The 23286-nt window shown below is 59.8% G+C and carries 22 protein-coding genes; 10 read left to right on the top strand and 12 right to left on the bottom strand.

Going from position 1 to position 23286, the window contains the following annotated elements; translation table 11 throughout:
• Positions 1-69: 69 nt before the first annotated feature.
• Complete coding sequence (gene hmpA, locus ACWHVV_RS01735; protein ID WP_447927796.1) at positions 70-1242, top strand: NO-inducible flavohemoprotein; 1173 nt, start codon at positions 70-72, stop codon at positions 1240-1242.
• 99 nt (positions 1243-1341) lie between these two features.
• Here the strand turns inward: hmpA and ACWHVV_RS01730 are convergent, their stop codons facing one another.
• Positions 1342-1614 (bottom strand): hypothetical protein, encoded by a 273-nt coding sequence (locus ACWHVV_RS01730; RefSeq protein WP_447927795.1) that lies wholly within the window; start codon positions 1612-1614, stop codon positions 1342-1344.
• A gap of 76 nt (positions 1615-1690) precedes the next feature.
• Positions 1691-2104: a MarR family winged helix-turn-helix transcriptional regulator gene (locus ACWHVV_RS01725; RefSeq protein WP_447527552.1), complete on the bottom strand. Its 414-nt coding sequence runs from the start codon at positions 2102-2104 to the stop codon at positions 1691-1693.
• 117 nt (positions 2105-2221) lie between these two features.
• Between ACWHVV_RS01725 and ACWHVV_RS01720 the strand changes: the two genes are divergently transcribed.
• Entirely contained in the window at positions 2222-2788 is a 567-nt protein-coding gene (locus ACWHVV_RS01720) for a YIP1 family protein (protein WP_447927794.1), read from the top strand.
• Positions 2789-2802: 14 nt separating this feature from the next.
• A complete protein-coding gene (locus ACWHVV_RS01715; protein ID WP_447927793.1) occupies positions 2803-3153 on the top strand; it encodes a DUF488 domain-containing protein in 351 nt (116 codons plus the stop codon).
• 42 nt (positions 3154-3195) lie between these two features.
• Here ACWHVV_RS01715 and ACWHVV_RS01710 read toward each other — a convergent pair whose 3' ends face one another.
• Positions 3196-3582: a SirB2 family protein gene (locus ACWHVV_RS01710; RefSeq protein WP_447556538.1), complete on the bottom strand. Its 387-nt coding sequence runs from the start codon at positions 3580-3582 to the stop codon at positions 3196-3198.
• 21 nt (positions 3583-3603) lie between these two features.
• Positions 3604-4122 (bottom strand): hypothetical protein, encoded by a 519-nt coding sequence (locus ACWHVV_RS01705; RefSeq protein ID WP_447927792.1) that lies wholly within the window; start codon positions 4120-4122, stop codon positions 3604-3606.
• A 257-nt stretch (positions 4123-4379) separates the two neighbouring features.
• Between ACWHVV_RS01705 and ACWHVV_RS01700 the strand changes: the two genes are divergently transcribed.
• The 5 genes from ACWHVV_RS01700 to ACWHVV_RS01680 all read left to right on the top strand — a co-directional run bounded on the left by ACWHVV_RS01700 (position 4380) and on the right by ACWHVV_RS01680 (position 10864).
• On the top strand, positions 4380-6269 hold the full coding sequence (locus ACWHVV_RS01700) for a type IV pili methyl-accepting chemotaxis transducer N-terminal domain-containing protein (protein ID WP_447927791.1): 1890 nt from the start codon (positions 4380-4382) through the stop codon (positions 6267-6269).
• The gene (narL, locus tag ACWHVV_RS01695) at positions 6269-6934 is read left to right on the top strand and encodes a two-component system response regulator NarL (protein ID WP_447927790.1); all 666 of its coding nucleotides are present in this window, start codon (positions 6269-6271) and stop codon (positions 6932-6934) included. Before ACWHVV_RS01700 ends, narL begins: the two co-directional genes overlap by 1 nt.
• A 250-nt stretch (positions 6935-7184) precedes the next feature.
• The gene (locus ACWHVV_RS01690; protein WP_447927789.1) at positions 7185-8777 is read left to right on the top strand and encodes an antiporter; all 1593 of its coding nucleotides are present in this window, start codon (positions 7185-7187) and stop codon (positions 8775-8777) included.
• Positions 8778-8832: 55 nt separating this feature from the next.
• Positions 8833-9291, top strand: a complete 459-nt coding sequence (locus ACWHVV_RS01685) for a universal stress protein (RefSeq protein WP_447927788.1) — start codon at positions 8833-8835, stop codon at positions 9289-9291.
• A gap of 85 nt (positions 9292-9376) precedes the next feature.
• The gene (locus ACWHVV_RS01680; protein ID WP_447927787.1) at positions 9377-10864 is read left to right on the top strand and encodes an MFS transporter; all 1488 of its coding nucleotides are present in this window, start codon (positions 9377-9379) and stop codon (positions 10862-10864) included.
• A 54-nt stretch (positions 10865-10918) separates the two neighbouring features.
• On the opposite strand, the gene ACWHVV_RS01675 is transcribed toward ACWHVV_RS01680, so the two are convergent.
• The 8 genes from ACWHVV_RS01675 to ACWHVV_RS01640 all read right to left on the bottom strand — a co-directional run bounded on the left by ACWHVV_RS01675 (position 10919) and on the right by ACWHVV_RS01640 (position 20912).
• Positions 10919-11239, bottom strand: coding sequence for a carboxymuconolactone decarboxylase family protein (locus tag ACWHVV_RS01675; protein ID WP_447527543.1), 321 nt, complete (start codon positions 11237-11239; stop codon positions 10919-10921).
• 118 nt (positions 11240-11357) lie between these two features.
• Entirely contained in the window at positions 11358-11936 is a 579-nt protein-coding gene (locus ACWHVV_RS01670; RefSeq protein ID WP_447927786.1) for an NUDIX hydrolase, read from the bottom strand.
• 37 nt (positions 11937-11973) lie between these two features.
• Complete coding sequence (locus ACWHVV_RS01665) at positions 11974-13239, bottom strand: cation:proton antiporter (protein ID WP_447927785.1); 1266 nt, start codon at positions 13237-13239, stop codon at positions 11974-11976.
• Positions 13240-13733: 494 nt separating this feature from the next.
• Entirely contained in the window at positions 13734-14450 is a 717-nt protein-coding gene (locus ACWHVV_RS01660; RefSeq protein ID WP_447927784.1) for a GNAT family N-acetyltransferase, read from the bottom strand.
• 90 nt (positions 14451-14540) lie between these two features.
• Complete coding sequence (locus ACWHVV_RS01655) at positions 14541-15491, bottom strand: hypothetical protein (RefSeq protein WP_447927783.1); 951 nt, start codon at positions 15489-15491, stop codon at positions 14541-14543.
• Between the two features lie 1247 nt (positions 15492-16738).
• Positions 16739-18010 carry a 4-aminobutyrate--2-oxoglutarate transaminase gene (gabT, locus tag ACWHVV_RS01650; protein WP_447927782.1) on the bottom strand — a complete coding sequence of 424 codons (1272 nt, stop codon included), beginning with the start codon at positions 18008-18010 and terminating at the stop codon, positions 16739-16741.
• A 10-nt stretch (positions 18011-18020) separates the two neighbouring features.
• Positions 18021-19472, bottom strand: coding sequence for an NAD-dependent succinate-semialdehyde dehydrogenase (locus ACWHVV_RS01645; protein ID WP_447927781.1), 1452 nt, complete (start codon positions 19470-19472; stop codon positions 18021-18023).
• A 24-nt stretch (positions 19473-19496) separates the two neighbouring features.
• A complete protein-coding gene (locus tag ACWHVV_RS01640) occupies positions 19497-20912 on the bottom strand; it encodes an APC family permease (RefSeq protein WP_447927780.1) in 1416 nt (471 codons plus the stop codon).
• 244 nt (positions 20913-21156) lie between these two features.
• Here ACWHVV_RS01640 and ACWHVV_RS01635 point away from each other — a divergent pair, with 244 nt between their 5' ends.
• Positions 21157-22575 (top strand): aminotransferase-like domain-containing protein, encoded by a 1419-nt coding sequence (locus tag ACWHVV_RS01635; protein WP_447927779.1) that lies wholly within the window; start codon positions 21157-21159, stop codon positions 22573-22575.
• A 53-nt stretch (positions 22576-22628) separates the two neighbouring features.
• Positions 22629-23282 (top strand): transglycosylase SLT domain-containing protein, encoded by a 654-nt coding sequence (locus ACWHVV_RS01630; protein ID WP_447527537.1) that lies wholly within the window; start codon positions 22629-22631, stop codon positions 23280-23282.
• Positions 23283-23286: the final 4 nt, after the last annotated feature.

Here is a 23286-nt window from a genome sequence, read left to right as displayed (position 1 = left end):
TTTTCAGATTGTGTTTTCAGAACGCGCTTTATAAGATGCATATGAAATACATCTTATAAGGAAAACGCCATGCTCAGTCACGAACAAGAAGCCCTGATTAGCGCCACCGCGCCGGTGGTTGCCGAACATCTCAACACCATCGCCCAGCAGTTCTATCAGCTGATGTTCAAGCGCTACCCCGAGGTCAAGACCTTCTTCAACCAGGTACACCAGGAAAACGGCAGCCAGCCGCGGGCGCTGGCCGCCTCGGTACTGGCCTACGTTCAGCTGCGTAGCAACCCCGCCCAAGCGCGGGCGGCGTTGGACATCGTGGTCAGCAAGCACGTCTCGCTGGGTATCCTGCCCGAGCACTATCCGATCGTTGGCGAATGCTTGATGGAGACCATCGGCGAGGTGCTGGGCGACGCCGTGACCCCCGAGATCGCCGACGCTTGGACCGCGCTCTACAACGAGCTGGCCGCGCTTTTGATCGACCTGGAAGACCAGCGCTACCGCGAGTTCGAAAGCCGCCCCGGCGGCTGGCGGGGTACGCGTCGCTTCAAGATCGCGCGCACCCAGCAGGAAAGCTCGGTCATCCGCTCGTTCGTGTTCGAACCCGAGGATGGCGGTCCGGTGGCGGACTTCGAACCCGGCCAGTACGTCGGCGTGCGCCTGATGATCGACGGCGAGCCGGTGTATCGCCACTACAGCCTTTCGGATTCGCCCAACGGCAAGAGCTACCGCATCTCCATCAAGCGCGAAGAGCACGGCCGCGTCAGCCGCCATTTCCACGACGTGCTGAAACCCGGCGATACGCTGGAGCTTCTTCCCCCCGCCGGCGATCTTACTCTGGCCCAGGGCGACGAGCCGGTCCTATTGGCAAGCGGCGGCGTAGGCCAAACGCCGATGCTGCCCATCGCGCGCCACGCGCTCTCCCAGGGGCGCCAAGTGGTATACATGCACGCGGCCATCGACGGCGAGCATCAGGCCTTTCGCGACGACATCCAGGCGTTGGCCAAGAACTATCCCGAGCAGCTCAAAGTGGTCAACGTCCACGAGCGGGGCGACCTGGCAGACCACCAGGGCCGCATAAACCGCGACCTGTTGGCGCGCTACTTGCCCAACCTGGACACGCGCTGCTACTTCGTGGGCCCGCAAGGCTTCATGGCGGCGATGAACACTACCCTGGCGGAGCTGGGTATCGAGGAAAGCCGCCGTCATTTCGAACACTTCGGCCCCGCGCGCCCGCTCGAAGCCGCCTGACCCAAAACGGCCCCCGGGTATGCAATACACCCGGGGGCCGTTTTTTTGCTCGAAGGCCCTGGCTTGAAACGCCTGACTTAAGGGCCTTTTCTCAGACGGTTAGCGCCCGTCGGTGCCTTCATCCAGCTGGGCGACGATGGGGTGGCTGATACAGCGATCCACCAGATCCGTCGAGGCGCCGATACGATCGGCCACTTCCTTTCTCGACATGCCCTGATCGATGAAGGGCTTAAGCGACATCCCCAGGTCCGCCACCGGGTTGTTGGTGTGCTCATGCCCACCCGGATTGGCATCCGGCCCGGTGTCCGTGGCGGCCTCGGCATCCTGAATCATGGTCGGTGTGACGTCTTCGAGATTTTTAACGATCGGCATGACAGCTCCCTGTCTCTTGAATGTACTCAATACAGTAGAAGAGGGAGACAGAAGCTTCAAATGCCGGCCCGCATTCCTAGAGCAGATCGGCGATCCCCGGCAGGTCCAGCTTCTCGTTCAAGTGGCGAAGCTCCGGCTGGTGGCGCCGGGCAATCGCTTCGACACGCTGCGCACCCTTGGGCAGAAGGTGGACCTCCATACGGCGACCGTCGCTTCGCCCGGGGCGGCGCTCGACGAGCTCGAGCTGTTCGCAGCGATCCACCAGCATCACCACGGCGTGGTGCTTGGACTGCAGCCGCTCGGCAAGCTCACCGATGCTCGCCCACTCGCGCCCCTCGAACCCCATCAGGTGTAGCAGCAGCTGATACTGCAGCGGCGTCAGTCCGTGTTCTCGGCAGATGTCCTCGCTCTGCCTGAGAAAGCAGCGCAGTTGATAGCGGAAGTCGGAGAGCTTGTGGAAGTCCTGCTTGGATAGCGGCGCGTCGGCCATTGCGTTCTCCTCTTGACAAATACCCGTGATCGTCTTAAATCTAAATAATATCACACCGTGATATAAAGCATTCGCTCATTTCCGGTGCGTGCGTTCCAAACGACAAGCGAGGCGATCATGACGCCACTCAATATCCTGCAACTCCCCTTCACTCACCAGACGGGCTGGCCAGCGCTCAAACGACACCGCCCCTCCATCGCCACACTGGCTTGGGGCGTGGTGCTGCCCATGTCGCTATTGCCGCCCATTCTGCTTTTCTATGCGGGAACTCACTACGGCGATGCCTTCGCCGCCGGGTTTGCCGAACGCCAGTGGCGCTTCATTACGACCATCCTGTTTCTCGCCGAACTTTTAACCTTCTTCGTGATGGGCTGGCTGATTCAGGCGGTGGTCAACGGCCACGACGAGCTATCGATCGACTATCACAGTGCCTACCTGCTCGCCGCCCTGGCGCCGCTGCCGCTCTGGATCGCGTCGCTAGGGCTTTTAGTTCCCAGTCTGGTCGTCAATGCGGTACTGGCACTGGCGGCGCTCGCCCTCGCCTGTAGTCTGGTCTACCACGGTCTGCAGGCGCTTTGCGAGCGCCACACCCGCGACGTCGCGTTGATGTCGGTCACTCACACCATCATGGCCGCCGGCGTGCTGGCCTGGGGGCTATTGATGGCGATCGTCTGGGCTTACTGAATCGAGGAGGGAATATGGCAATCGAACTGAAACGCGCCTTCGACACACCGCACAAGGAGGACGGCTACCGCGTGCTGGTAGACGGCATGTGGCCCCGCGGGGTCTCAAAGCAAGAGGCCAATATCGACGAGTGGCCCAAGGAGATCGCCCCGAGTAGCGCGCTGCGCAAGGCGTTTCACGACGGCTCCCTCGGGTGGGGCGATTTTCGCAAGCGCTACATGAAGGAGTTGACCGGCCATCGCGAGCGCCTGCGAGAGCTTGCCAGGCGGGCTCAAAAGGAAAAGGTGACGCTGGTGTTCGCCTCGAAGGAGGAGCGCTACAACAACGCTGGCGTGGTACGCCAGTACCTCAATATGCTGACGTAAAAAGGCCGGCGCTTTTGCGCCGGGCACTGGCCCAGGCCGCCATTACGCAAGCCAGGAAAGCGGGCTGTGCCGGATGGCGGCGCCGACCATGTAGGCGAACACCGCCACCGCCAGCAGCGCGGCCACGCCGCGCCGGCGTGGCGTGGCGCCCCGCTTGATCGCCAGGGTGCCAACGCCGATGTAGACCAAAAGCGCCAATAGCTTGGCGGCCAGCCAAGGCTGCTGCCAGGGCCAAAACCGCAGCGTCACCATGAGCGTGACCCCCAGCCCCAGCAGCGCCGTGTCGATGAGGTGCGGAAGGATCTTCACCCAGCGCGCCTGCAGGCGCGGGCTTTCGCGTACCGACCACCAGGCGCGTACCAAAAATAAACCGATACTCAGCGCCGCCGCGCCCATGTGAAGATGCTTGATTAAAAAGTAGTGCTCTATCACGTAACCCTCTCCCTTGGTCTACCCATCACTTTCTTTCATCGGGCTCTGCGGCGCCTCGACGAATAGCCACAGCAGCAGCATGATCATCACCAAAGGAACGAGCAGACTCAGCGGAGCCGCCTGAAAGCCATAGGCCTTTACCACCAGCGGCACCAGGCGCAGCGAAAATCCCACCCCCGCCAGGGTGGCCACGCAAAGGCTTGCCGCCAGGCATAGCCAGCAGCCGGGCAGCCACCGCCTGGCATGGGCGGTACCGCTTGCAATGATGCCACCCCCGAGCCCAAACCCGACGCCCAGTAGCCAGAACTGCCAGGGCTTGTGGGCAACGCCAAAGAGCAGCAGCGCCAGAGCAAGCCCCGCCAACAGCCCAAGCATCAGGTAGCAGGTGCTATAGCGCCGCGCCCAGTATCCGCAAGCCAGGGCCAGCAGCAGGCCACTCATAAGGGGCAGCCATACATAAGCCGGACGGGCGGCGAGCATGGCGTAAAGCGTCCAGCCCGCCACCGCCACCGCACTTGCCAACGGCACCAACAGCATCGCGACCAGCCTTTGGTAGTCATTGACAGGCAACGGCGGCGGCCTGGTTTTCGCGCTAGGGGGCACACTGGAGGGCATCGCAAGATTTCCCGTTAGGCTAGGAAGGCGCCAGAAGACATGCCAGAATTGTCGGCGCTCGTCTTATCCAGGTCAAAAATCATTAGGGGTAATACCGCTACCCCCAAAGGGATAGCACCGCGTATGCCGGTCACGATAGTGCCACACTCCTTTTCCCTTCTCAGGCGGCTGGAACCGTTATGAAACTGCTCCAACGCTCGCTAGTGGCCCGTATCATGGCGTCACTGATCGCGATCAGCGCCATGGCGTTCATCAGCATCACGCTGACCATGAACATGTCGAATAGCACCCGCGGCGACGCCTCGGCGATCAACGTGGCCGGGTCGCTGCGCATGAACGCCCACCGCATTCTGGTCGAGCTGCAGCGCTTGGAGTACGCCCCGGACGCAACCACCGGCGGCCAACTCGACGCGCTCGTGGCGCGCTTCGACCAGCGCTTGCACGGCGCTACCCTGCAACGCAGCGTGCCCGAGGATGCCCATCACGAACGGCGCCAGCAATTAAGCCGTATTCAGCGCTACTGGCAAGACACCGTGCAGCCCGCGCTGGACGAGGCGGGCGCCGGTGGCGGCATCGATCTCGCCGCCTTCGAGACCATGGTGACCACCCTGGTCGGCGATATCGAGATACTCGTCGAGCAGCTCGAAAACAGTACCGAAGCCAAGGTGAGGCTTTTGGGCATCATGCAGGTGCTCTTTTTGCTGCTCATTAGCCTGGTCGTCGCCATTGCTCTTTTCGATGTGCGCCACAACCTGGTCGCCCCGTTGCACCAGCTCATGGCGCTTACCCGGGAAGTGGCGAAGCGCAACTTCAACCAGCGCTCGAAGCTTTCGGGCAGCGACGAGCTGGCGCGGCTGGGGCGAACGTTCAACACCATGGCCGCGGAGCTTGCAACGAGTTACGCCGCTCTCGAAGAGAGCGTCTCGCGCAAGGAGCAGGCGCTCGAGCGCAGTAACCAAGCCATGCGCGTAATGCACGATGCCAGCCGCACTCTTTTCGGCGGCGGCAACGACCTTTGCGCCAGCGCCGCCCCCATGCTGCGCGAGCTGGAAAGCCTGCTGGGTCTGGGCCCCATCCGCCTGTCGCTCAACGACCCCTTCGACCAGCGCATCATGCCGGTTTTGGAAACGCACTCGGTGACACGCCCCGAGTACTGCCGCGACATGGCCTGCGATGCGTGCCTGATCGACCCGCTGCCCGCCTCGGGCGAGCGCCTCCAGTGTCTACAGCTCTCCATTCGCGCCGGCGATACGCTACTGGGTAACCTGGAGGTGTGGTACCCCGAAGGCGAGCTCAACGATAACACCCGCCGGCTTTTGAACATTCTGGCCGACCAGCTCGCCACCGCCGTGTATTTGCAGCGCCGTATCGACGAGCAGCAGCAGGTCACGCTCATCAACGAGCGCACGATCATCGCCCGGGAGCTGCACGACTCCCTGGCGCAGTCGCTCTCGTACCTCAAGATGCAGGTGACCCGGCTCGAGCGCATGCAGCAAAAAGAGGCCTCCCGCGAGGCCCAGGCCACCGTGATCGACGAGCTGCGCAGCGGCCTGAACAGCGCCTACCGCCAGCTGCGCGAGCTTTTGACCACCTTCCGGCTCAAGCTGGAAGGCCCGGGGCTTCAGTTCGCCCTGCGCCAAACCACGGACGAGTTCACCCAGCGCCTGGGCTTCGCGGTCGCGCTCGATTACGATGTACCGCCCTACCTGCTCAACCCCAATGAAGAGATCCACGTTCTACAAATCATTCGCGAGGCGCTGGCCAACGCGCACAAGCACGCCCAGCCCACTTGGGTCAGCATCACCGTGCGCTTTAGAGATGCCCGCTTGCAGGTCCGCGTGGAAGATGACGGCATCGGCCTTCAAAACGACGCCTCGCCGCCGATGCATTACGGCCTGGTCATCATTCGCGACCGCGCCACCACCTTGAACGGCGAGCTCTCCATTTTTAATCGCCCCGGTGGCGGGGCCTGCGTGGAGGTCATCTTCACCCCCTTGACCGCTCGCTTGACTCAACAGCCGCCGACAGCGGCCACCGACGATGCTCATTCAGGCACACGGAATCTTTAATGTCTCAGACCAGCCACGACACCCCTGCCACGCTTTTGATCATCGACGACCACCCGCTCTTGCGCCGCGGCGTGGCGCAGCTTCTCGAACTCGAAGACGACCTGGAATTGGTCGGCGAGACCGGCAGCCCCGAAGAGGGCATTCGGCTGACGCTCTCGCTCGAGCCCGACCTGGTCCTGCTCGATTTGAACATGCCCGATATCGACGGCCTGGAGGCTTTGCGCCGCCTGCGGGAGAACGACTTTAGCGGCCGCATCGTCATGTTCACCGTCTCCGACCATGAAGAAGACGTGGTAGCGGCCCTGCGCGCCGGCGCCGACGGCTACCTGCTCAAGGACATGGAGCCCGAGGACATGGTGCGCCAGCTACGCCAGGCCGCACTCGGGCGCATGGTGATCAGCGAAAGTCTTACCGCACTTTTGGCCGAGGCGCTGCGCAATCAGCGCGCGACGCCCACCGCGCCGGACATTCGCAGCCTCACCCAGCGCGAGCGCGAGATCTTGCGCCAGCTCGCCGGCGGCCTTTCCAACAAGCTGATCGCACGTAAGCTGGATATCACCGAAGGCACGGTGAAGGTGCACGTCAAACACCTGCTCAAGAAACTCAACCTGCGCTCGCGGGTGGAGGCGGCGGTCTGGGCCGTGCAAGCGGGCATCAACGACTAGCCAATCAATGTAGATACCTCCAAATAGCGCGCCGGCGCCTGCGCTTCTCGGCGCGCTTACCCCTTCGCTTTTTTCTTTAATGAAATCAGGCTTCTGGCTCTTGAAAGCACCTACCCACAAAGAGGTAGGCTATTGATTTCGCTGGCTTTCAGGGCCATTCCCAGCCCTTCCCCGCGCGCGTATCTTTCCCTTATCGGTGAGCCGCTAATGGTTCGACGCCAGGTAATGGTTTACGCAAAGGGGAACCATCATGACCAAGAGAAATGCCGACATCGTCGCTTGGGATGTCGAAGACGAACGCTTCTGGGAGCAGCAGGGTAAACACGTTGCCAACCGCAACCTTTGGATCTCCATTCCAAGCCTGCTGGTCGGGTTTGCGGTGTGGATGATGTGGGGCATGATCACCACCCAAATGCAGAACCTGGGCTTTGCGTTTTCCGTCGACCAGCTCTTTACGCTTACGGCACTGGCGGGGCTTTCCGGGGCGACGCTGCGCATTCCCGCCTCGTTCATGATTCGCATTGCCGGCGGGCGCAACACCATCTTTTTGACCACGGCGCTACTGGCCATTCCTGCCGCCGGCACCGGCCTTGCGCTGATGAATCCGGATACACCGTTCTGGATTTTCCAGGCGCTGGCGCTGCTCTCCGGCATCGGGGGCGGTAACTTCGCCTGCTCGATGAGCAATATCTCGACCTTTTACCCCAGCAAGCAGCAGGGTTACGCGTTGGGCATGAACGCGGGGCTGGGTAACTTCGGCGTCACCACCATGCAGATTCTGATTCCGCTGGTGATGACCGTCGGGCTCTTCGGGGCGCTGGCCGGCGGCCCCATGGCACTGGAAAGTGCCAGCGGCACCTTGATCGGACGTATCGAGGCCGGCACCGACACCTGGATTCAAAACGCCGGCTTCGTCTGGCTGGTCCTGCTGGTGCCGCTCGTCTTTTTGGGCTGGTTCGGCATGAACAATATCCGCACGATCACCCCCAACCCGGGCGCGCCCCTCACCGCCTTTGGCAAGATTCTTGGGCTTTACGGGGTGGGCCTTTTGACCTCGATCGCCGGTATGCTGGCCCTCGCCTGGCTCAACATGTGGGTCGCCCTACCGCTTACGATCGTGCTGACGCTGGTGCTGCTGCGCCTGATTCCCGGCGACATCAAGCCCAATATCCAGAAGCAGTTCGCGATCTTTTCCAACCAGCACACCTGGGCGATGACGATTCTCTACATCCTCACCTTCGGCTCTTTCATCGGCTTTTCGGCGGCGCTGCCGCTGTCGATCAACGTGATCTTCGGCAACATGATGGAGAGCGCCGCGGATGGGAGCCTGGTGCGCGTAGTCAACCCCAACGCCCCGAGCGCCCTCACCTGGGCCTGGATAGGGCCGTTCGTCGGCGCACTCATTCGCCCGGTCGGCGGTTGGATCTCCGACAAGGTCGGCGGCGCCATCGTCACCCAGATCATTTCCGCGGTCATGGTGGTGGCCTCCGTTGCCACTGGCTACGTGATGATGCTGGCCTACAACGCCACCGACCCCAATGCATTCTTCTGGCTCTTCCTTTTGCTTTTCATCGTGATGTTCGCCGCCAGCGGCATCGGCAACGGCTCCACCTTTCGCAGTATCGGGGTGATCTTCGATGCCCAGCAAAAAGGCCCGGTACTTGGCTGGACCTCGGCGGTGGCCGCCTACGGCGCCTTCATCGCCCCCAGCATCATCGGCGCGCAGATCCAGGCGGGCACCCCGGAGCTTGCCATGTACGGCTTTGCCGTCTTCTACGCCGTTTGCCTGGGCATCAATTGGTGGTTCTACCTGCGCCGGAGCGCCAGCGTCCGCAACCCCTGACTCCTGCTCCGGAGCCGGGCTCCGGAGCCTTTCCCTGCCCCAGGCGGGAGGACCCATGAAGATAATGCTCGCTTACGACGGTTCACGAAATGCCAAGCTGGCGCTCGCCCAGGTGGTGAACATGTTTCGCTGCAACCAGCCCTTGATCACCCTGGTGGGCGTGGCCGAAAACCCGCTCGACGCCACCGACCATAACGAAACCCTGTTTCAGCAAGCCCGCGCGCAATTAAAGCAGCACTTGGAAGAAGGCGTGGCGTTCGCCACCGGCGAGGGCTTTCAGGCAGAGCAGCTGATCGCCGAAGGCGATGCACGCAAGATGCTGCTCGCCGCCACCCGCAAGCTCGCCCCGGACCTGCTGGTCATTGCACGCCACAGCCATCAGCCCGATGGCGGCATCATCGCCAAGTCGTTGACCTACTTCGTCGACGAACTCGACTACATGACCTTTGGCAGCGTCAGCTCGTTTTTGGCGCGCCGCGCCGAGTGCCCGTTGTTGATTCTACCGAGTCCATAGCGCAGCCCATCTCCTGGCCTGCCTATACGCTAGCCAGCCCATAAGCCGCGGCGAGTCCGCGCGTTGGATACAGGACGAAATGGCCATGAAAGTATCTGCCGTTTTCAAATTCAAAAACCCCGAAATCCGGGCACTGCACCTTACCTGGATCGCGTTTTTCATCACCTTCTACGTCTGGTTCAACATGGCGCCGCTGGCCTCGAGCATGCTCAAAAGCGTCGATTGGCTGACCCAGGACGATCTCAAGCTGTTTGCAATCTGTAACGTCGCGCTCACCATCCCGGCGCGTATCATCGTCGGCATGATGCTCGACCGTTTCGGCCCCCGGCGCGTTTTTTCCGTGTTGATGGTCAGCATGTCGGTACCGGCACTGGCTTTCGCCTTCGGCAATAGTATGACGCAGCTGCTGGTCGCCCGGCTGGTATTGAGCTCGATAGGGGCGAGCTTCGTGGTGGGTATTCACATGACCGCACTGTGGTTCAAGCCAAAGGATATCGGTTTTGCCGAAGGGTTCTACGCTGGCTGGGGTAATTTTGGCTCCGCTGTGGCGGCCATGTCGCTACCCACGATCGCGCTTACGATGTATGGCGGCCCGGACGGATGGCGCTGGGCGATCGCCCAAAGCGCCATCGTGATGGCGGCCTATGGCGTTTACTACTGGTTCGCCATTACCGATGGCCCGGATGCCGCCGCCCACCGTAAGCCGCGCAAAACCGCCGCCATGGAGGTCAGTTCCTGGGCGGACATGATCAAACTCATCATCTGGACCATTCCGCTGGTCGGAGTGTTGGCCGTGCTCGTGTGGCGTATCCAGGACATGGGCTATCTGCCCATGAGCGGCGCGGTGGCGACGTACCTGGTGATCGTCGCGATCATCATTTATCAGATCGTGCAGATTTTGCGGGTCAATCTACCCATTTTGCGCAAGGGCGTGCCCGAGGATGATAAGTACCCCTTCAATAGCGTGGCCGCGCTCAACACCACCTATTTTGCCAACTTCGGCGCGGAGCTTGCCGTGGTCTCGATGCTGCCGCTCTTTTTCGAGCAAACCTGGGGGCTCAATGCGGCCACGGCCGGGTTGATCGCCGCCTCGTTTGCCTTCGTCAACCTGGTGGCCCGACCCATGGGCGGCATGGTGTCGGACCGAATGGGCAACCGCCGCTTCGTCATGCTCTGCTACATGTTCGGGATTAGCGTCGGGTTTGCGCTGATGGCGCTGCTCGATGCCCGCTGGCCACTGCTGCTCGCGATCCTGGTGACCATCGCGACGTCGATTTTCGTGCAGGGGGCGGAAGGGGCCACTTTTGGCATCATTCCCTCGATCAAGCGACGTATCACCGGCCAGATATCCGGTATGGCCGGCGCCTATGGCAACGTGGGAGCGGTGGTGTACCTGACGATCTATACCTTCGTGACGCCCACACAATTTTTCCTGATTATCGCGGCGGGCGCCTTCATTAGCTGGCTGGTGTGTCTGGTTTGGCTCAAGGAGCCCGAGGGCGCGTTTGCCACCGAGTACTATGTGTCCTCGGTCGACCAGGCGCTCGAGGAGCAGGGCCGCACGGCCACCTGATACTTTACTGACCATGCATTCGGCCGAGCCTTGCGCTCGGCCGAAGCGTTCGTGCTACCCGGCGTCGGTGATATCGGTAATCCAGGTGAGCGCGGCCACGGCGGCGGGAAAGCCGATGGTCGGCACCGCCAGCATGGCGGCCTGCTTGAGCTCTTCAGCGCTTAACCCCTCTTCGAGCCCACGGCGCACGTGAGAATGCACCGCGCCTTCGGAGCGGTTGCCAATGGCAAGCGCAAGCTTGACCAAGCGTAGTTCGCGGCCCTCTAACGGCCCGGACTGTGAGCACGCCTTGCCCAGTGCCGCGTAGGCGTCCCATACCTCGGGGTATTCACCGGCGACATCGCCGGCGCCGGAGGGAAGCTTATTTGTTGCCATGAGGCACATCCTTTGCAGTGGGTATGCGCTCAGTATAGGAGTCCACACTGCCGACGCCAGCTAGCTCCGGCCAACCTCGGCCAGCGAGTGGAAGCCAGCGTAAAACGGCACAAGGCTGCTAGCGCGAAGACAGAGTGCGGTCTTTCACATGGTGAGGAAACGCGAGCGCCGCCCTCAAAATAAGTAGGCACGAAACCGCGTGGGTAATCGTACCGTCCATTACGTAATCGACAGCGGTCGCGAGTGAAATTCTAAAGGGCTCGACCACATCATCGGCAGGCGGTCTCTCCCGCAACTCACGAAGCCCCGTTGCGATTACCAGATAGTCCCGCGTTCGGACCAGCGTGGTGAAAGGGTCTGCAACGCCAAGCCTTATCAACTCGTCTGCCTCGAGGCCGGCCTCTTCGGCCAGCTCGCGGGCGGCGGCGTTCTCCGGCGACTCGCCATCGTCGATCCCACCGCCGACGATCTCTATCATCTCTTTTTCCTGCGCGTACTTGTATTCCCGGGCAAGCAGGACGCTGCCATCGTCAAAGAGCGGCAGAATGGCGACGCCATCGCGCATATCGAGCGTACCAAATATTCCCTTCTCGCCACCGGGCCTAATGACGCTATCCTCCGTCACCTCGATCCAGGGGTTTTTATAAATCTGTCGGCTGGATGTAACGATGAACTGCCCTTTTCTTGTATGGTGCATGCGTTGCTCCTTATCCCGAGTTCGCTATCGAAGCGTACTACGTACGGCTGCTCAGGCGAATGACTTTGCCCATGGTCAGCCCTTGGACGGCAATCGAGAAAATCACCACGCAGTAGGTCAACGTCAACGCCAGATCGCGAAACTCGCTTGCGGGTAGTGACAGCGCCATGGCCACCGAAATACCGCCGCGCAGCCCGCCCCAAGTCAGAATCGGAATGGCGCCTTTCGACTGATCCTTAAGCTTGCCAAGCGGGCCCAGGATACTGGCGACACACAGCAACCGCGTTCCCAGCACGATGACGATCGCAAGCCCTCCGGCCACCAGCCAGTCACGCTCGATCGGCAGCACCAGAAGCTCCAAACCGATCAGTAAAAACAGCACCACGTTGAGGATTTCATCGATCAGCTCCCAGAAGGTGTCGACGTTGTCGCGCGTTTTATCCGACATGGCAAACAAGCGCCCGTGGTTACCAATGAACAGCCCCGCGACCACCACGGCGATGGGCGCCGACAAGTGCAGGCTATCCGCCAGGGCGAACAGGCCCATCGCCAGGGCGAGGGTGATCAGCACCTCGACCTGGTAGTTATCGACCCGCTTGAGCATCTGGTAAACCAGGTAGCCCGCCACTGACGCCAGCAGCACCGCCCCGCCAACCTCCTTAAGGAGCAGCAAACCGATGGCCGCAATATCGATAGAGGACTCGACCGGCACCTCTTCTCCGCCCATGGCGCCCAGCCCGGAAAGGCCCAACAGCACCAGAAAGACCACCACGCTTAGGCCATCGTTAAACAGCGACTCGCCGGCGATTTGATTTTCGAGCTGCCGGGAAACGCCGACGGATTTCATGATGCCCACCACCGCGATGGGGTCGGTCGGTGAGATCAAGGCGCCGAACACCAGGGCATACAAAAAGGGCACGGGCAGCTCCAGCCACCCCAGCACCAGCCAGGTCAACGCGCCGATGATAAAGGTCGACATCACGTTGCCCACCACGGCAAGCAGCGCGATGGTTAGCCACTCTTCGCGCAGGTGGTCGAACTTGACGTGTATGGCCGCGGCAAACAGCAAAAAGGCCAACATGCCGTGCAGCACTACCTGATCGAAATCGATCCGCTCCACCAGCGCCGCCGCCTGGCCGTGCAACCCCGCCGTGTAGGGTGTGACGATAATCAGCAAAAGCGACGACACCAGCGCCAGCAGCATGACACCAATGGTGGTGGGCAGCTTGATGAAACGATAATTAAGGTAACTCGATACCGCCGCGAGCGTGACCAATACGCTCACTAGAGAAAACAGACTCATCAGTATTCCTGATTTAAGAAGAAGTGAAACGGGAAGGATGACACCGGGCGGGCGAAACCGAGCTGCTGCAACACGGTTGATCAAACGCAGTGGGTAACAGGCGGTAGTTAACATACAGTAGTTAACATGCGGTGGCCGCCCAAGCGTCCTTACAAGGTTATCTCACCCGGCCCCTTCCTGTCAGTTCAGGCGTTACTGAAAGGATGGCAGACATATAAAACCCGCCCATCGCCCGCCGCGAATGCGACTGACGATGGGCGGGTGGCGTCATACGTGAAAGCGTTAGCTTAATGCTTCAAGCAGCGCCTCGGGGATTTTATGGCCGTCTTCCAGCACTTGGCTCGATACGGCCAGCAGCACCGAATGGGGATCGCATTGCCGTAGAAGCCGTAGGTAAGCAGGATCAGGCCTTTTTCGCGCACAGCGCAGCGGCGGCGGGGTCAGGTTTCCCAGCGCTATCCACGAGTTCGAACGCGGCATCACCGGCTTGTCGACTACAATGCTTGGTTATGAACCTTGTCAATATAAAATGCACCTGAACTGTAGTTCACACCAACTGTCTCTGCGTCAGGGTACCTGGCTTTATCAAAGTAAATATTTTCTCCATCTACGCAGATTCTGATCATCGCATCGTCGTTACCGACGTTAGCGCCCACGCGATGTTGTAGATGTATGATGCCCTGATTGTCTAGCATAGCAGGCGGAGAAAATGACTTTATCGGAAGTGTTTCAGGGATCCATTTTGCTTGCTCTGGGTAAAACATTATATCTACGTTTATCGGTAAGCCATCGACAGGCATATCAAAGGACTTTTCAAAAACACATGATGCCTTGTTTTCATTGTGAAATTCGAATCCCATTTTTTTCCAAAATGGAATGGACGATTCGGGTTTGCATTCAATGGAAACAGCACATCTTCCACTACTGATCGCACATTCCATTGCATATTCTACAAGTCGTTTTCCAACCCCTTTATTTCTAAACTCTTCACGAACCTCCACTATGCCAAAATCTTCCCATATGTAAGCAATAGGCTCATCAGCGAGAGTAGCTACAAAAAGCTGATTGTCCTTATGGACTCGCTGGGTTAAAATCCAATTGCACAAAAATGAACCATGCACTTCCCGACGACCGTGTTCTAGTAACCACGAATATATTCTTTGAACATCAAAATCAGTAGCCAATCTAAATGACAATCTTAACTCGTTCATTTTAAAGCCTCGATAGCTCTGAGCTTGACTGCATAGCGCCGCGCTCTGCAGAAATCATGAGCGACAGGAAATAAACCAGCTTGTTAAAAATCATCGTCTCAATGACATTATATTATTTGGTTTATAGATATTGCAAAATGTTTCAATGCCTATTTTTATCAGCAAAGAAGTAACATAAACAGCGATTGCGTAGATTCCAATTTTCAGGCCTGCCAATGCGCTTACGATAGCACTTGTTAAGTACTTTTTGTCCAAAACAGCTTGTAAGCCATTAGTGAACCACATTTTATAGACTTCACTTTCTTTGTCACAAAAGGAATGCCATATTACAGTTTGAAAAGCTGACAACACTCCCTTTCCAAGCTTTTTCTTTTGCTGGAAGGTAGCTGGTGATGGTAAACGCAACTTTTCCTCATACGTTAGTAAGTTCTTTGACTCCGCATGAACCCGCTCAACAAAATCCAAGGCGCCTTTTGGAATATTTGCGCCCAACATTTCTAATATTTCATCTTCATGCTTTGTTTGAATTAGCTTCGCTGCATCACTTTGAATTTTGTCTAAGTCCATAAACTCTGATTCATCTGTTGCTATCGATGCAAGTAAAGCCTCCTCGTCAAACCTTTTCGCTAAACTTACTTTGAAATCAGAACGGCCATTCTCGGACTTAATGTTCTTTTCACACCTAAGCGCCTCTACCATATAAGGCTTTGCTTTATTGAGGTCTCGCTTTCTCAGGTGACATATTGCTAGAAGGGCAGTAGCCTCAAGATACAAGCGTGTCGACTTTGCCACCTTCTGGCGAACACCGTTAAATCCTTTTATTGCGAAGTCAATTTCTCCGACCTCCATCGCCGTTTCGAATAACCAATTCTTTGACTGCATCAGCCTCGTTTCATGGCCGGTAGGTCTGAGAATATTTTGTATATAAGCAGTCAGATTTTTGCACTCTTCTAAATCTCTTCGTGCCGCAGCAATCTTGAGGCTTGGCTCCAAGAGCCTTAACTTGCTTTTCTGTTCTTCTGTAAGCTTGCGTGTACTCATAGCTTTCCGTATTTTTTAACGTTTAAGGATCAGGCGCGCGCCTCGCGCAATAACCCGCAGAGTACCGAAAACATGGATAAGGGGTCGCCGCCACCAGCCGCTTGTTCGGTTGTGGAATTCTATATTTTCTCAAGAAATAATGTATGTGCACACAGCCGGATCACTGAGCCGGGAGCCGTGGAAGACGATACTCTATGATTAAGCTCGCACCGTTACCTTTCGGTGGCTGCTGAATGAACCGGTCACCGGACACCATAAGAGACCGCATAACGGAGCAGCAAACCGGCATCCGATGATGTGATCCTGGATAGCCGCCAACGAGTCGGTGCAACTGGCCTGCTTGAACCTGAACCGCGGGCGTACTACTCCTTGCCGCATCTACGAGTAGTGCAGAAAGCGTATTTCGAAACTGCTCCGCTGTACCCGCAGTTCCCTGCCGCCCACCTACACCAACACCCCGAGCACTACGAGGCCGGTCGTGTTGCTCGGTCGGGGTACGCATCGAGGTACCACGTCCGTTCCAAGGGGGTAAAAGATGACCGATCAGAAATGACTCAGTGACCAACCGATCATCGGTCGGATGAAACCAAATGCGCGCAGCACTACCCCGCTTCGCTGCTTCCAAAACCCGGGAGTTCAGCTTGCAATTTGTGCTCTGCCCATCATGGTGGCAATTACGCGGGTGAATCTGCCCGTATCCCGATGGCGCGAACCGCTGCGCAAGGTCGACCGCTTCGCCGATGTATTGAAGCTCGTTTTCTATTGTGATCGCGTAAACACCGGCTGCATTTGGGGCACTGGGTAGTCCGAACCGGCAGAAGGGTCCAGCAGAGTACCGATTTGGACGAACACCTTCTGGCAGCGTATGTGAGTACTCAGCCAAAGATCCATCGGAGTTCCGCTGAATCTCCAAACTTCCAACATTCCAAAACTCGAATCCAGCGAAGCGTCGCGTTTCGATCTGCATAGATATACTCTTCAAGTAAGTAGCTGCCGAACGATGAAAATTAGCCGCGTCGGTTCCGGCACCTTGTTGGGAGGGTTTGGATCCAAGCTATTCGCACCACATCATAAGCCAGATATTTGCTTATGATTATTTTTATCCTCCCTACCAAATCCAGCCTAGCATAAGACACTTAGTGCGACTGACGATCTCAGCATTAGACTTTCAATATCCACAAAAAACCCGCCCTCTCCAACAGCTTGCGCTATCTGACGAGGGCGGGCTTAGTGACACTTAAAAGGTATTAACCAAGCGCTTCCAGCGACGCCTCGATGATGCTTAAGCCCTCTTCCAGCACCTCGCTCGATACCGTCAACGGCACCAGAATACGAATGGCGTTGCCGTAAAAACCGCAGGAGAGCAGGATCAAACCCTGCTCGCGCGCTTTGGCACAGAGCGCGCCGGTCCTTTTCGGGTCGGGCTTGCCGTTTTCATCCACAAGCTCAAACGCGGCCATCGCGCCGAGCTGACGACCGTGGGCCACCGCTGGGAAGCGCTCTTCCCATACCGCAAAGCGCTCGGCAAGCATGCGGCCCATCTGCTCACTGCGCGCAAGAATGCCCTCTTCCTCGATCGTCTCGATCACCGCCAGCGCCGCCGCGCAGGCCAGCGGGTTACCGCTGTAGGTGCCGCCGAGCGAGTTGGGGCCCGAGGCGTCCATCACCTTGGCGGTGCCGACTACCGCAGAAAGCGGCATGCCGTTGGCCAGGCTCTTGGCGGTGGTGAGAAGGTCCGCCTCGACGCCGCTGTGTTCGAGTGCAAACAGCTTGCCGGTACGCGCAAAGCCGGACTGCACTTCGTCGGCGATCAACAAAATGCCGTGCTCGTCGCACAGCGCGCGAAGCGCTTGCAGGTACTCAGGAGAGGCGACGTAGAAGCCGCCTTCGCCCTGCACCGGCTCGATCACGATGGCCGCGGTGCGATGCGGGGCGATGTCGGTCTTGAACAGCGTGCGAATGGCATCGAGCGAGGCCTCTTCGTTGATGCCGTGGATCGGGTTCGGGAACGGCGCGCGGAACACATCGCCCGGCATCGGGCCGAAGTCGTTCTTGTAGGGCAGCACCTTGCCGGTCATGGCGAGTGTCATCATGGTGCGGCCATGAAAGGCGCCGTCGAAAGTGATGATGCCGCTACGGCCAGTGGCGGCGCGGGCGATCTTGACGGCGTTCTCCAGCGCCTCGGCGCCGGTGTTGACCAGCAGCGCCTTGCGCTCGGGCCCGCGTACCGGGGTCAGCTCGCAAAGCTTTTGGCAAAGCTCGACGTAGGGCGCGTAGGAGATGACCGCGGCACTGGTGTGCATCACCTTCTTGAGCTGCGCTTCCACGGCGGCAACGATTTTCGGGTGGCGATGGCCCAGGTTCAACACGCCAATGCCGCCGGCGAAGTCGATCCAGCGCTGGCCGTCGGCATCCCAAATTTCAGCATTTTCCGCGTGCTCGGCAAACTGGGTGGTTGCCGTGGCCGCGCCACTGGCCACATAGCGGTTTTTTAGCTCGTTCAGTTGCTGATTGGTCATCATCGATTCCTTAAAGCCCACCGACGCAGACGTATTTCAACTCGGTGAATTCTTCGAGGCCGTGGTGGGAGCCTTCGCGGCCAAGGCCGGACTCCTTCACGCCGCCAAACGGCGCCAGCTCGGTGGAAATCAGGCCTTCGTTGACGCCGACCATGCCGTACTCGAGCGCCTCCAGGGTGTGCCAGATGCGCCGGTAGTCGGTGGCGTAGAAGTAGGCCGCCAGGCCGAACGGCGTATCGTTGGCCATTCGGATCGCCTCTTCATCCTGGGTGAAGCGGAACACTGGCGCGACCGGGCCAAAGGTTTCTTCATCGGCTACCGCCATCTCGGTGGTGACATCCGCCAGCACCGTGGGCGTGAAGAAACGCTCGCCGGCCGCGTGGGCCTGGCCGCCGCACAGCACCCGGGCGCCCTTTTGCTGGGCGTCGTCTACGTGGCGCTGTACTTTATCCACCGCGGCCTGGTTGATCAGTGGGCCGATCACGCTGCCCTCCTCAAGGCCATCACCCACCTTCAGGGCTTTCACCCGCTCGGTGAGCTTACTGATGAACGCATCGTAAATGCCGTCCTGGACCAGAAAGCGGTTGGTACACACGCAGGTTTGCCCGGCGTTACGGAATTTGGAGGCAATGGCGCCGTCCACGGCGGCGTCCACGTCCGCATCATCAAACACGATGAACGGCGCGTTGCCGCCCAGTTCCATGGCGGTTTTCTTCACCGTGCTGGCGCACTGGGCGAGCAGGCGCTTGCCCACCGGCGTGGAGCCGGTGAACGACACCTTGCGCACGCGGGAATCCGTAGTAAGCACCTCGCCCACGTCTGCCGGTTTCGAGGCCGTGACCACGTTGATGGTGCCGGCGGGCAGGCCGGCTTCCAGGCCCAGGTAAGCCGCGGCGAGTGCGGTGAGCGGCGTGGCCTCGGCGGGTTTGATCACCACGGTGCAGCCAGCAGCTAGCGCCGGGGCGCACTTGCGGGTGATCATCGCCAGCGGGAAGTTCCAGGGTGTGATAGCGGCGACCACGCCGACCGGCTCGCGTAGCACCATTAGCCGCTTGTCGGCGCCGTGGCCGGGCAGGGTTTCGCCGGCCATGCGCTTGGCTTCTTCAGCAAAGAACTCGATGAACGAAGCGCCATAGCCCACCTCGCCTTTGGCTTCAGCTAGTGGCTTACCTTGTTCCAGGGTCATCAACCGCGCCAGGTCGTCGGCGTGTTCATTGATCAGTTCGAACCAGCGACGCAGCACTTTGGAACGTTCCTTGACCGGGGTGGCCCGCCAGGCGGCGCCGGCATTGTAAGCGGCGGCCACGGCATCCGTAGTGTCATCGGCGCTCAATTCGGCCACCCGGGCGATGGTCTCGCCGGTGGCCGGGTTGTCGACAGCAAAGGTCTCTTTGCCCTTGCGCCACTCGCCGCCAATCAGCGCCTGTACGCTGTCGTTCAACCACTGTTCGATAAAGCTCATGAAGTCTCCTAAACGCTTGAAAAATTAAAGATCGCCGAGCATGTGCTGGTCGCTGTAGGCGCGCCCGTAGGTGCGCAGCGAATGGATATAAAGCGCTACGCCAAGCAGCGACCAGCCGGCGAAAATGACCCACTCGGCGCCGCTTAGCGCGGAGGGGCTGCCCGGCATGTACAAAAACGCCATGCCGACGGAGAGTAAAATCGCCAGCACGCCGCAGGGCAGCCCGAAGCTCACGCGAAACGGGCGCGGCATGTCCGGCTCGCGCAGGCGCAGCACGACGAAAGAGATCGCCACGAACAGGTAGGCGATCACGATGCCAAGCCCGCCGGCGTTGACGATCCAGACCAGCGCCGGGCGGCCGAAAAACGGCGCCAGACACGAGAGAAAGCCCATCATGAAGATGGCGTTGGTCGGGGTTTTATAGCGCGGGTGCAATTTAGCGAACGCCTTTGGCAGCATGCCCGCGGTGGCCAAGGCGTAGATGGCGCGGGAGCCACCAATGTAGAAGGAGTTCCAGCTGGTGATGATGCCCGCGATACCGGCCAGTACCATCAGGTTGCTCGCCCAGGGGGCGTTGAACAGCGCGCCCATGGCATCCGGTACGCTCAAGCTCGACCCCTCCAGCGCCACGCTATCCAGCGAAAGACTGGTGGCCAAAATGATCAGCGAGTACCACGCCACGGCCAGCAGCACGGAGACCATCAATACCTTACCGATCGCTTTATAAGGCAGGTTGATCTCTTCGGCGGCCTGGGGGATGACGTCGAAGCCGACGAACAGAAACGGCACCATGACCAGCACCGTCACGATGCCGGCCAGCACACCGGTCTCATTCGAAGCGAACAGCGGCGACATGTTCGCGGTATTGCCCTCGAATAAAGCGCCGGTAATGAACATCACGCCCACCAACAAAATCAAGCCGGTGACGACCTTTTGCAAAAGTGCGGCGGTGCTTACACCGAAGTAGTTGATCATCATCATGGCAAGCGAGCCACCCACGCCGACCGCGACCCAGGTCGCCTTGACCTCCCAACCGCCGATGGTCCACAGATGGCCCACGGCGTAGTTGGGCGCAATATGCTCGACCACGGTGGGAAGCGCCACGGCCTCGAACGCCACCACGCTCAAATAGCCCAGGATGATCGCCCAGGTGCATAAAAACGAGGCGCCGTGGCCCAGCGCCCGGTAGCTATAAACGTGTTCGCCGCCCACCTTGGGCATGGCCGAGGCAAGCTCGGCGTAGGTCAGCCCGACCAACAGGATCGCGATGCCGCCCAGGATAAACGCCAAAATGGCGCCGACGCTTCCGGCGGACTCAATAGCGGTGCCGGTCAGAACGATCCAGCCCCACCCGATCATGGCCCCGAAGGCCAGCGCCAGCACGTCCCCCCGTGCCAACACACGAACAAGCTTTGCCTGTTCAGGAGTCGATGTCGTCATGTGCAAATATCCCAGGAGTGGTTGGTTGTTGTATGAGCGTGGCAGGTTGTTATTGAGCGCCCCAATGCAGACCCTGGCCGTGGGGCCAAGCGCTGGCAAGGGCTTTACTACACGCTAGCAGGGCCGGCCAGCTACGCGAATGGACCACTTTCGGGTTTCACTGGACCACTTTGCGCTAATATGCGATAACGCCTCGACTTTAGGGCCACTACGCTTTTTACTCGCAAGCGTTGAAGGAGCGTCAATGGACTACGAGAAGATGCTCGCACAGTTAACCGCGCTCTTTCAGTCCCAGCCGGAGCGGCTCAATAAGCAGGTTCGTATCGAGCAGGCGCTGCGCCAGGCGATTACCCAGCACTGGCGCCAGGGTAGCCGCTTGCCGCCCCACCGGGCGCTTGCCAAAGCCGTTGGCTGCGCGCGCCAAACCCTGGCGCAGGCGGTCAATACGCTGCTTGGCGAAGGGCTTCTCAAAACCGCTCACGGCCAAGGCACCTGGGTGCGCCGGCATCCTCCCGCCCCCGCGCCCTCGACGCTTTCCACGCCGCTTTCAAAACGCGCAAGCCAGGTATTGAGCGCGCCGGGGTCGAGCAGTATTCAAAACGGCTCCTTCATGCCCGGCATTCCGGATATCGCCCAGTTCCCCATGCGCCGCTGGCGAAAGCTTTATGAAAGCGTCACGGTGTCGCAAAACGCGCTGCTGCTTTCCTACTCCACCGGCGGGTTTGGGCCTTTAAAGCGCGCCATTCGCGATTTTTTGGCGCGCTGGCGCAACATCGACTGCGACGTGGACCAGATCATCATCACCGATGGCACCCACAACGGCATCGAGCTTTGCGCCATGGCGCTCACCGACGTGGGCGATACGGTGGTCATGGAGTCGCCCTGCTACTGGGGGGCGCGCAACGTTTTCACCGCCGCCGGGCTCGAGATCGACCTGCGGCCCTGGTATCCGGAGCACGGCTACCCCCTGGACGGCGCATCGAAGCCCGTCGCCCTTGCCTACCTGACCGGCTCCCACCACTACCCGCTGAGCATGCCCGCGAGCGCCGCGCACAAGGAGCGCTTGTGCGCGGCGCTCGAGCCCGCCTACGTGCTGGAGGACGATTACGAGTTCACGCGAGACGACCATCCCGAGCTTTTATTCGAACCCGGTTCTTCGCGGCATTTGCTGGTAGGCTCGTTTTCCAAGATGATGTTTCCCGGCCTGCGTCTGGGGTATCTGGTAGTGCCTCGCCATCTGGCCGCGCCGATGAACCGGCTGCGCAGCGAGCTCTTTCGCGAAGGCCGCATGCTCGACCAGGCGGTACTCGCCCAGTTCATGTTCGATGGCAGCCTGGACAGCTGGTGCCGGCGCATACAGCGCGACTACCTGGGCCGCCAGCAAGTCTTGCACGACCAGCTTTGCACACTGCCTCGGGTCGAGCGGATATCGCCGCCCAGCAGCACCCTTAGCCTGTGCATCGAATTCGAGCCCGGCGTCGACGACGTAGCCATTGCCCAGGCGCTTTTGAAGGAGCACCTGATCGCGCGCCCGCTAAGCCCGGTGTGTGGCCAGGGGGACACCCGCTCGGGGCTGGTGATGGGCGTCGGCATGCTCTCCGGCGACACGTTGACCCGGGAAGTACAGCGCCTGCGCCACCGGCTGGCGGCGCTTTTGCGCTAAAGGTAGCCCCCCAACAACCGATAACACCGCATACCGATCAAACAGGAGACTTCATGCGCCACCCTAGCGGCTTTACCGGACACGCCCGGCGTCTTTGGGCGCTGTGTGCCCTACTCATGCTCTCGGGCTGCGCCACCTTCGCGCCCAACCCGCCGCAAAATCAAAGCAACGTGTGCGAAATCTTTCGCGAACAGCCCAGCTGGTACGACTACGCCCGCGACTCCGAAAACCAGTGGGGCACCCCGATTGCGACGCAAATGTCGTTCATTCAGCAGGAGTCCTCGTTTCGAAGCCACGTTCGCCCGGACCGTAAATACTACCTGGGCTTCATACCAGGCCCCCGCCCCTCTTCCGCCAAAGGCTACGCCCAGGCCCAGGACCCGGTATGGGGCGAGTACCGCGACCAGGCCGGTAGCCTCTTTGCCCGGCGTACCCACATGAAGCACGCCACGGACTTCATCGGCTGGTACAACGCCCGCACCCGCGCGCAAACCGGTATTTCGCTGAATAACCCGGAGCACCTCTACTACGCCTACCACGAAGGCGCCGGCGGCTATAAGCGCGGCACCTACCGAGGCAAGCCCCATGTGCTGCGCGCCGGGCGCCAGATCGCGGAACGATCGAGTCGCTATCAGGCCCAGCTCAACGCCTGCGAGGCGGAGTTTCAGTGCCGCAAGTTCTATCAGGTGTGGCCTTTCTGCCGCTAGGGAC

Source organism: Vreelandella sp. EE27 (genome assembly GCF_968206495.1).
This window is presented reverse-complemented; position numbering and strand designations above follow the sequence as displayed.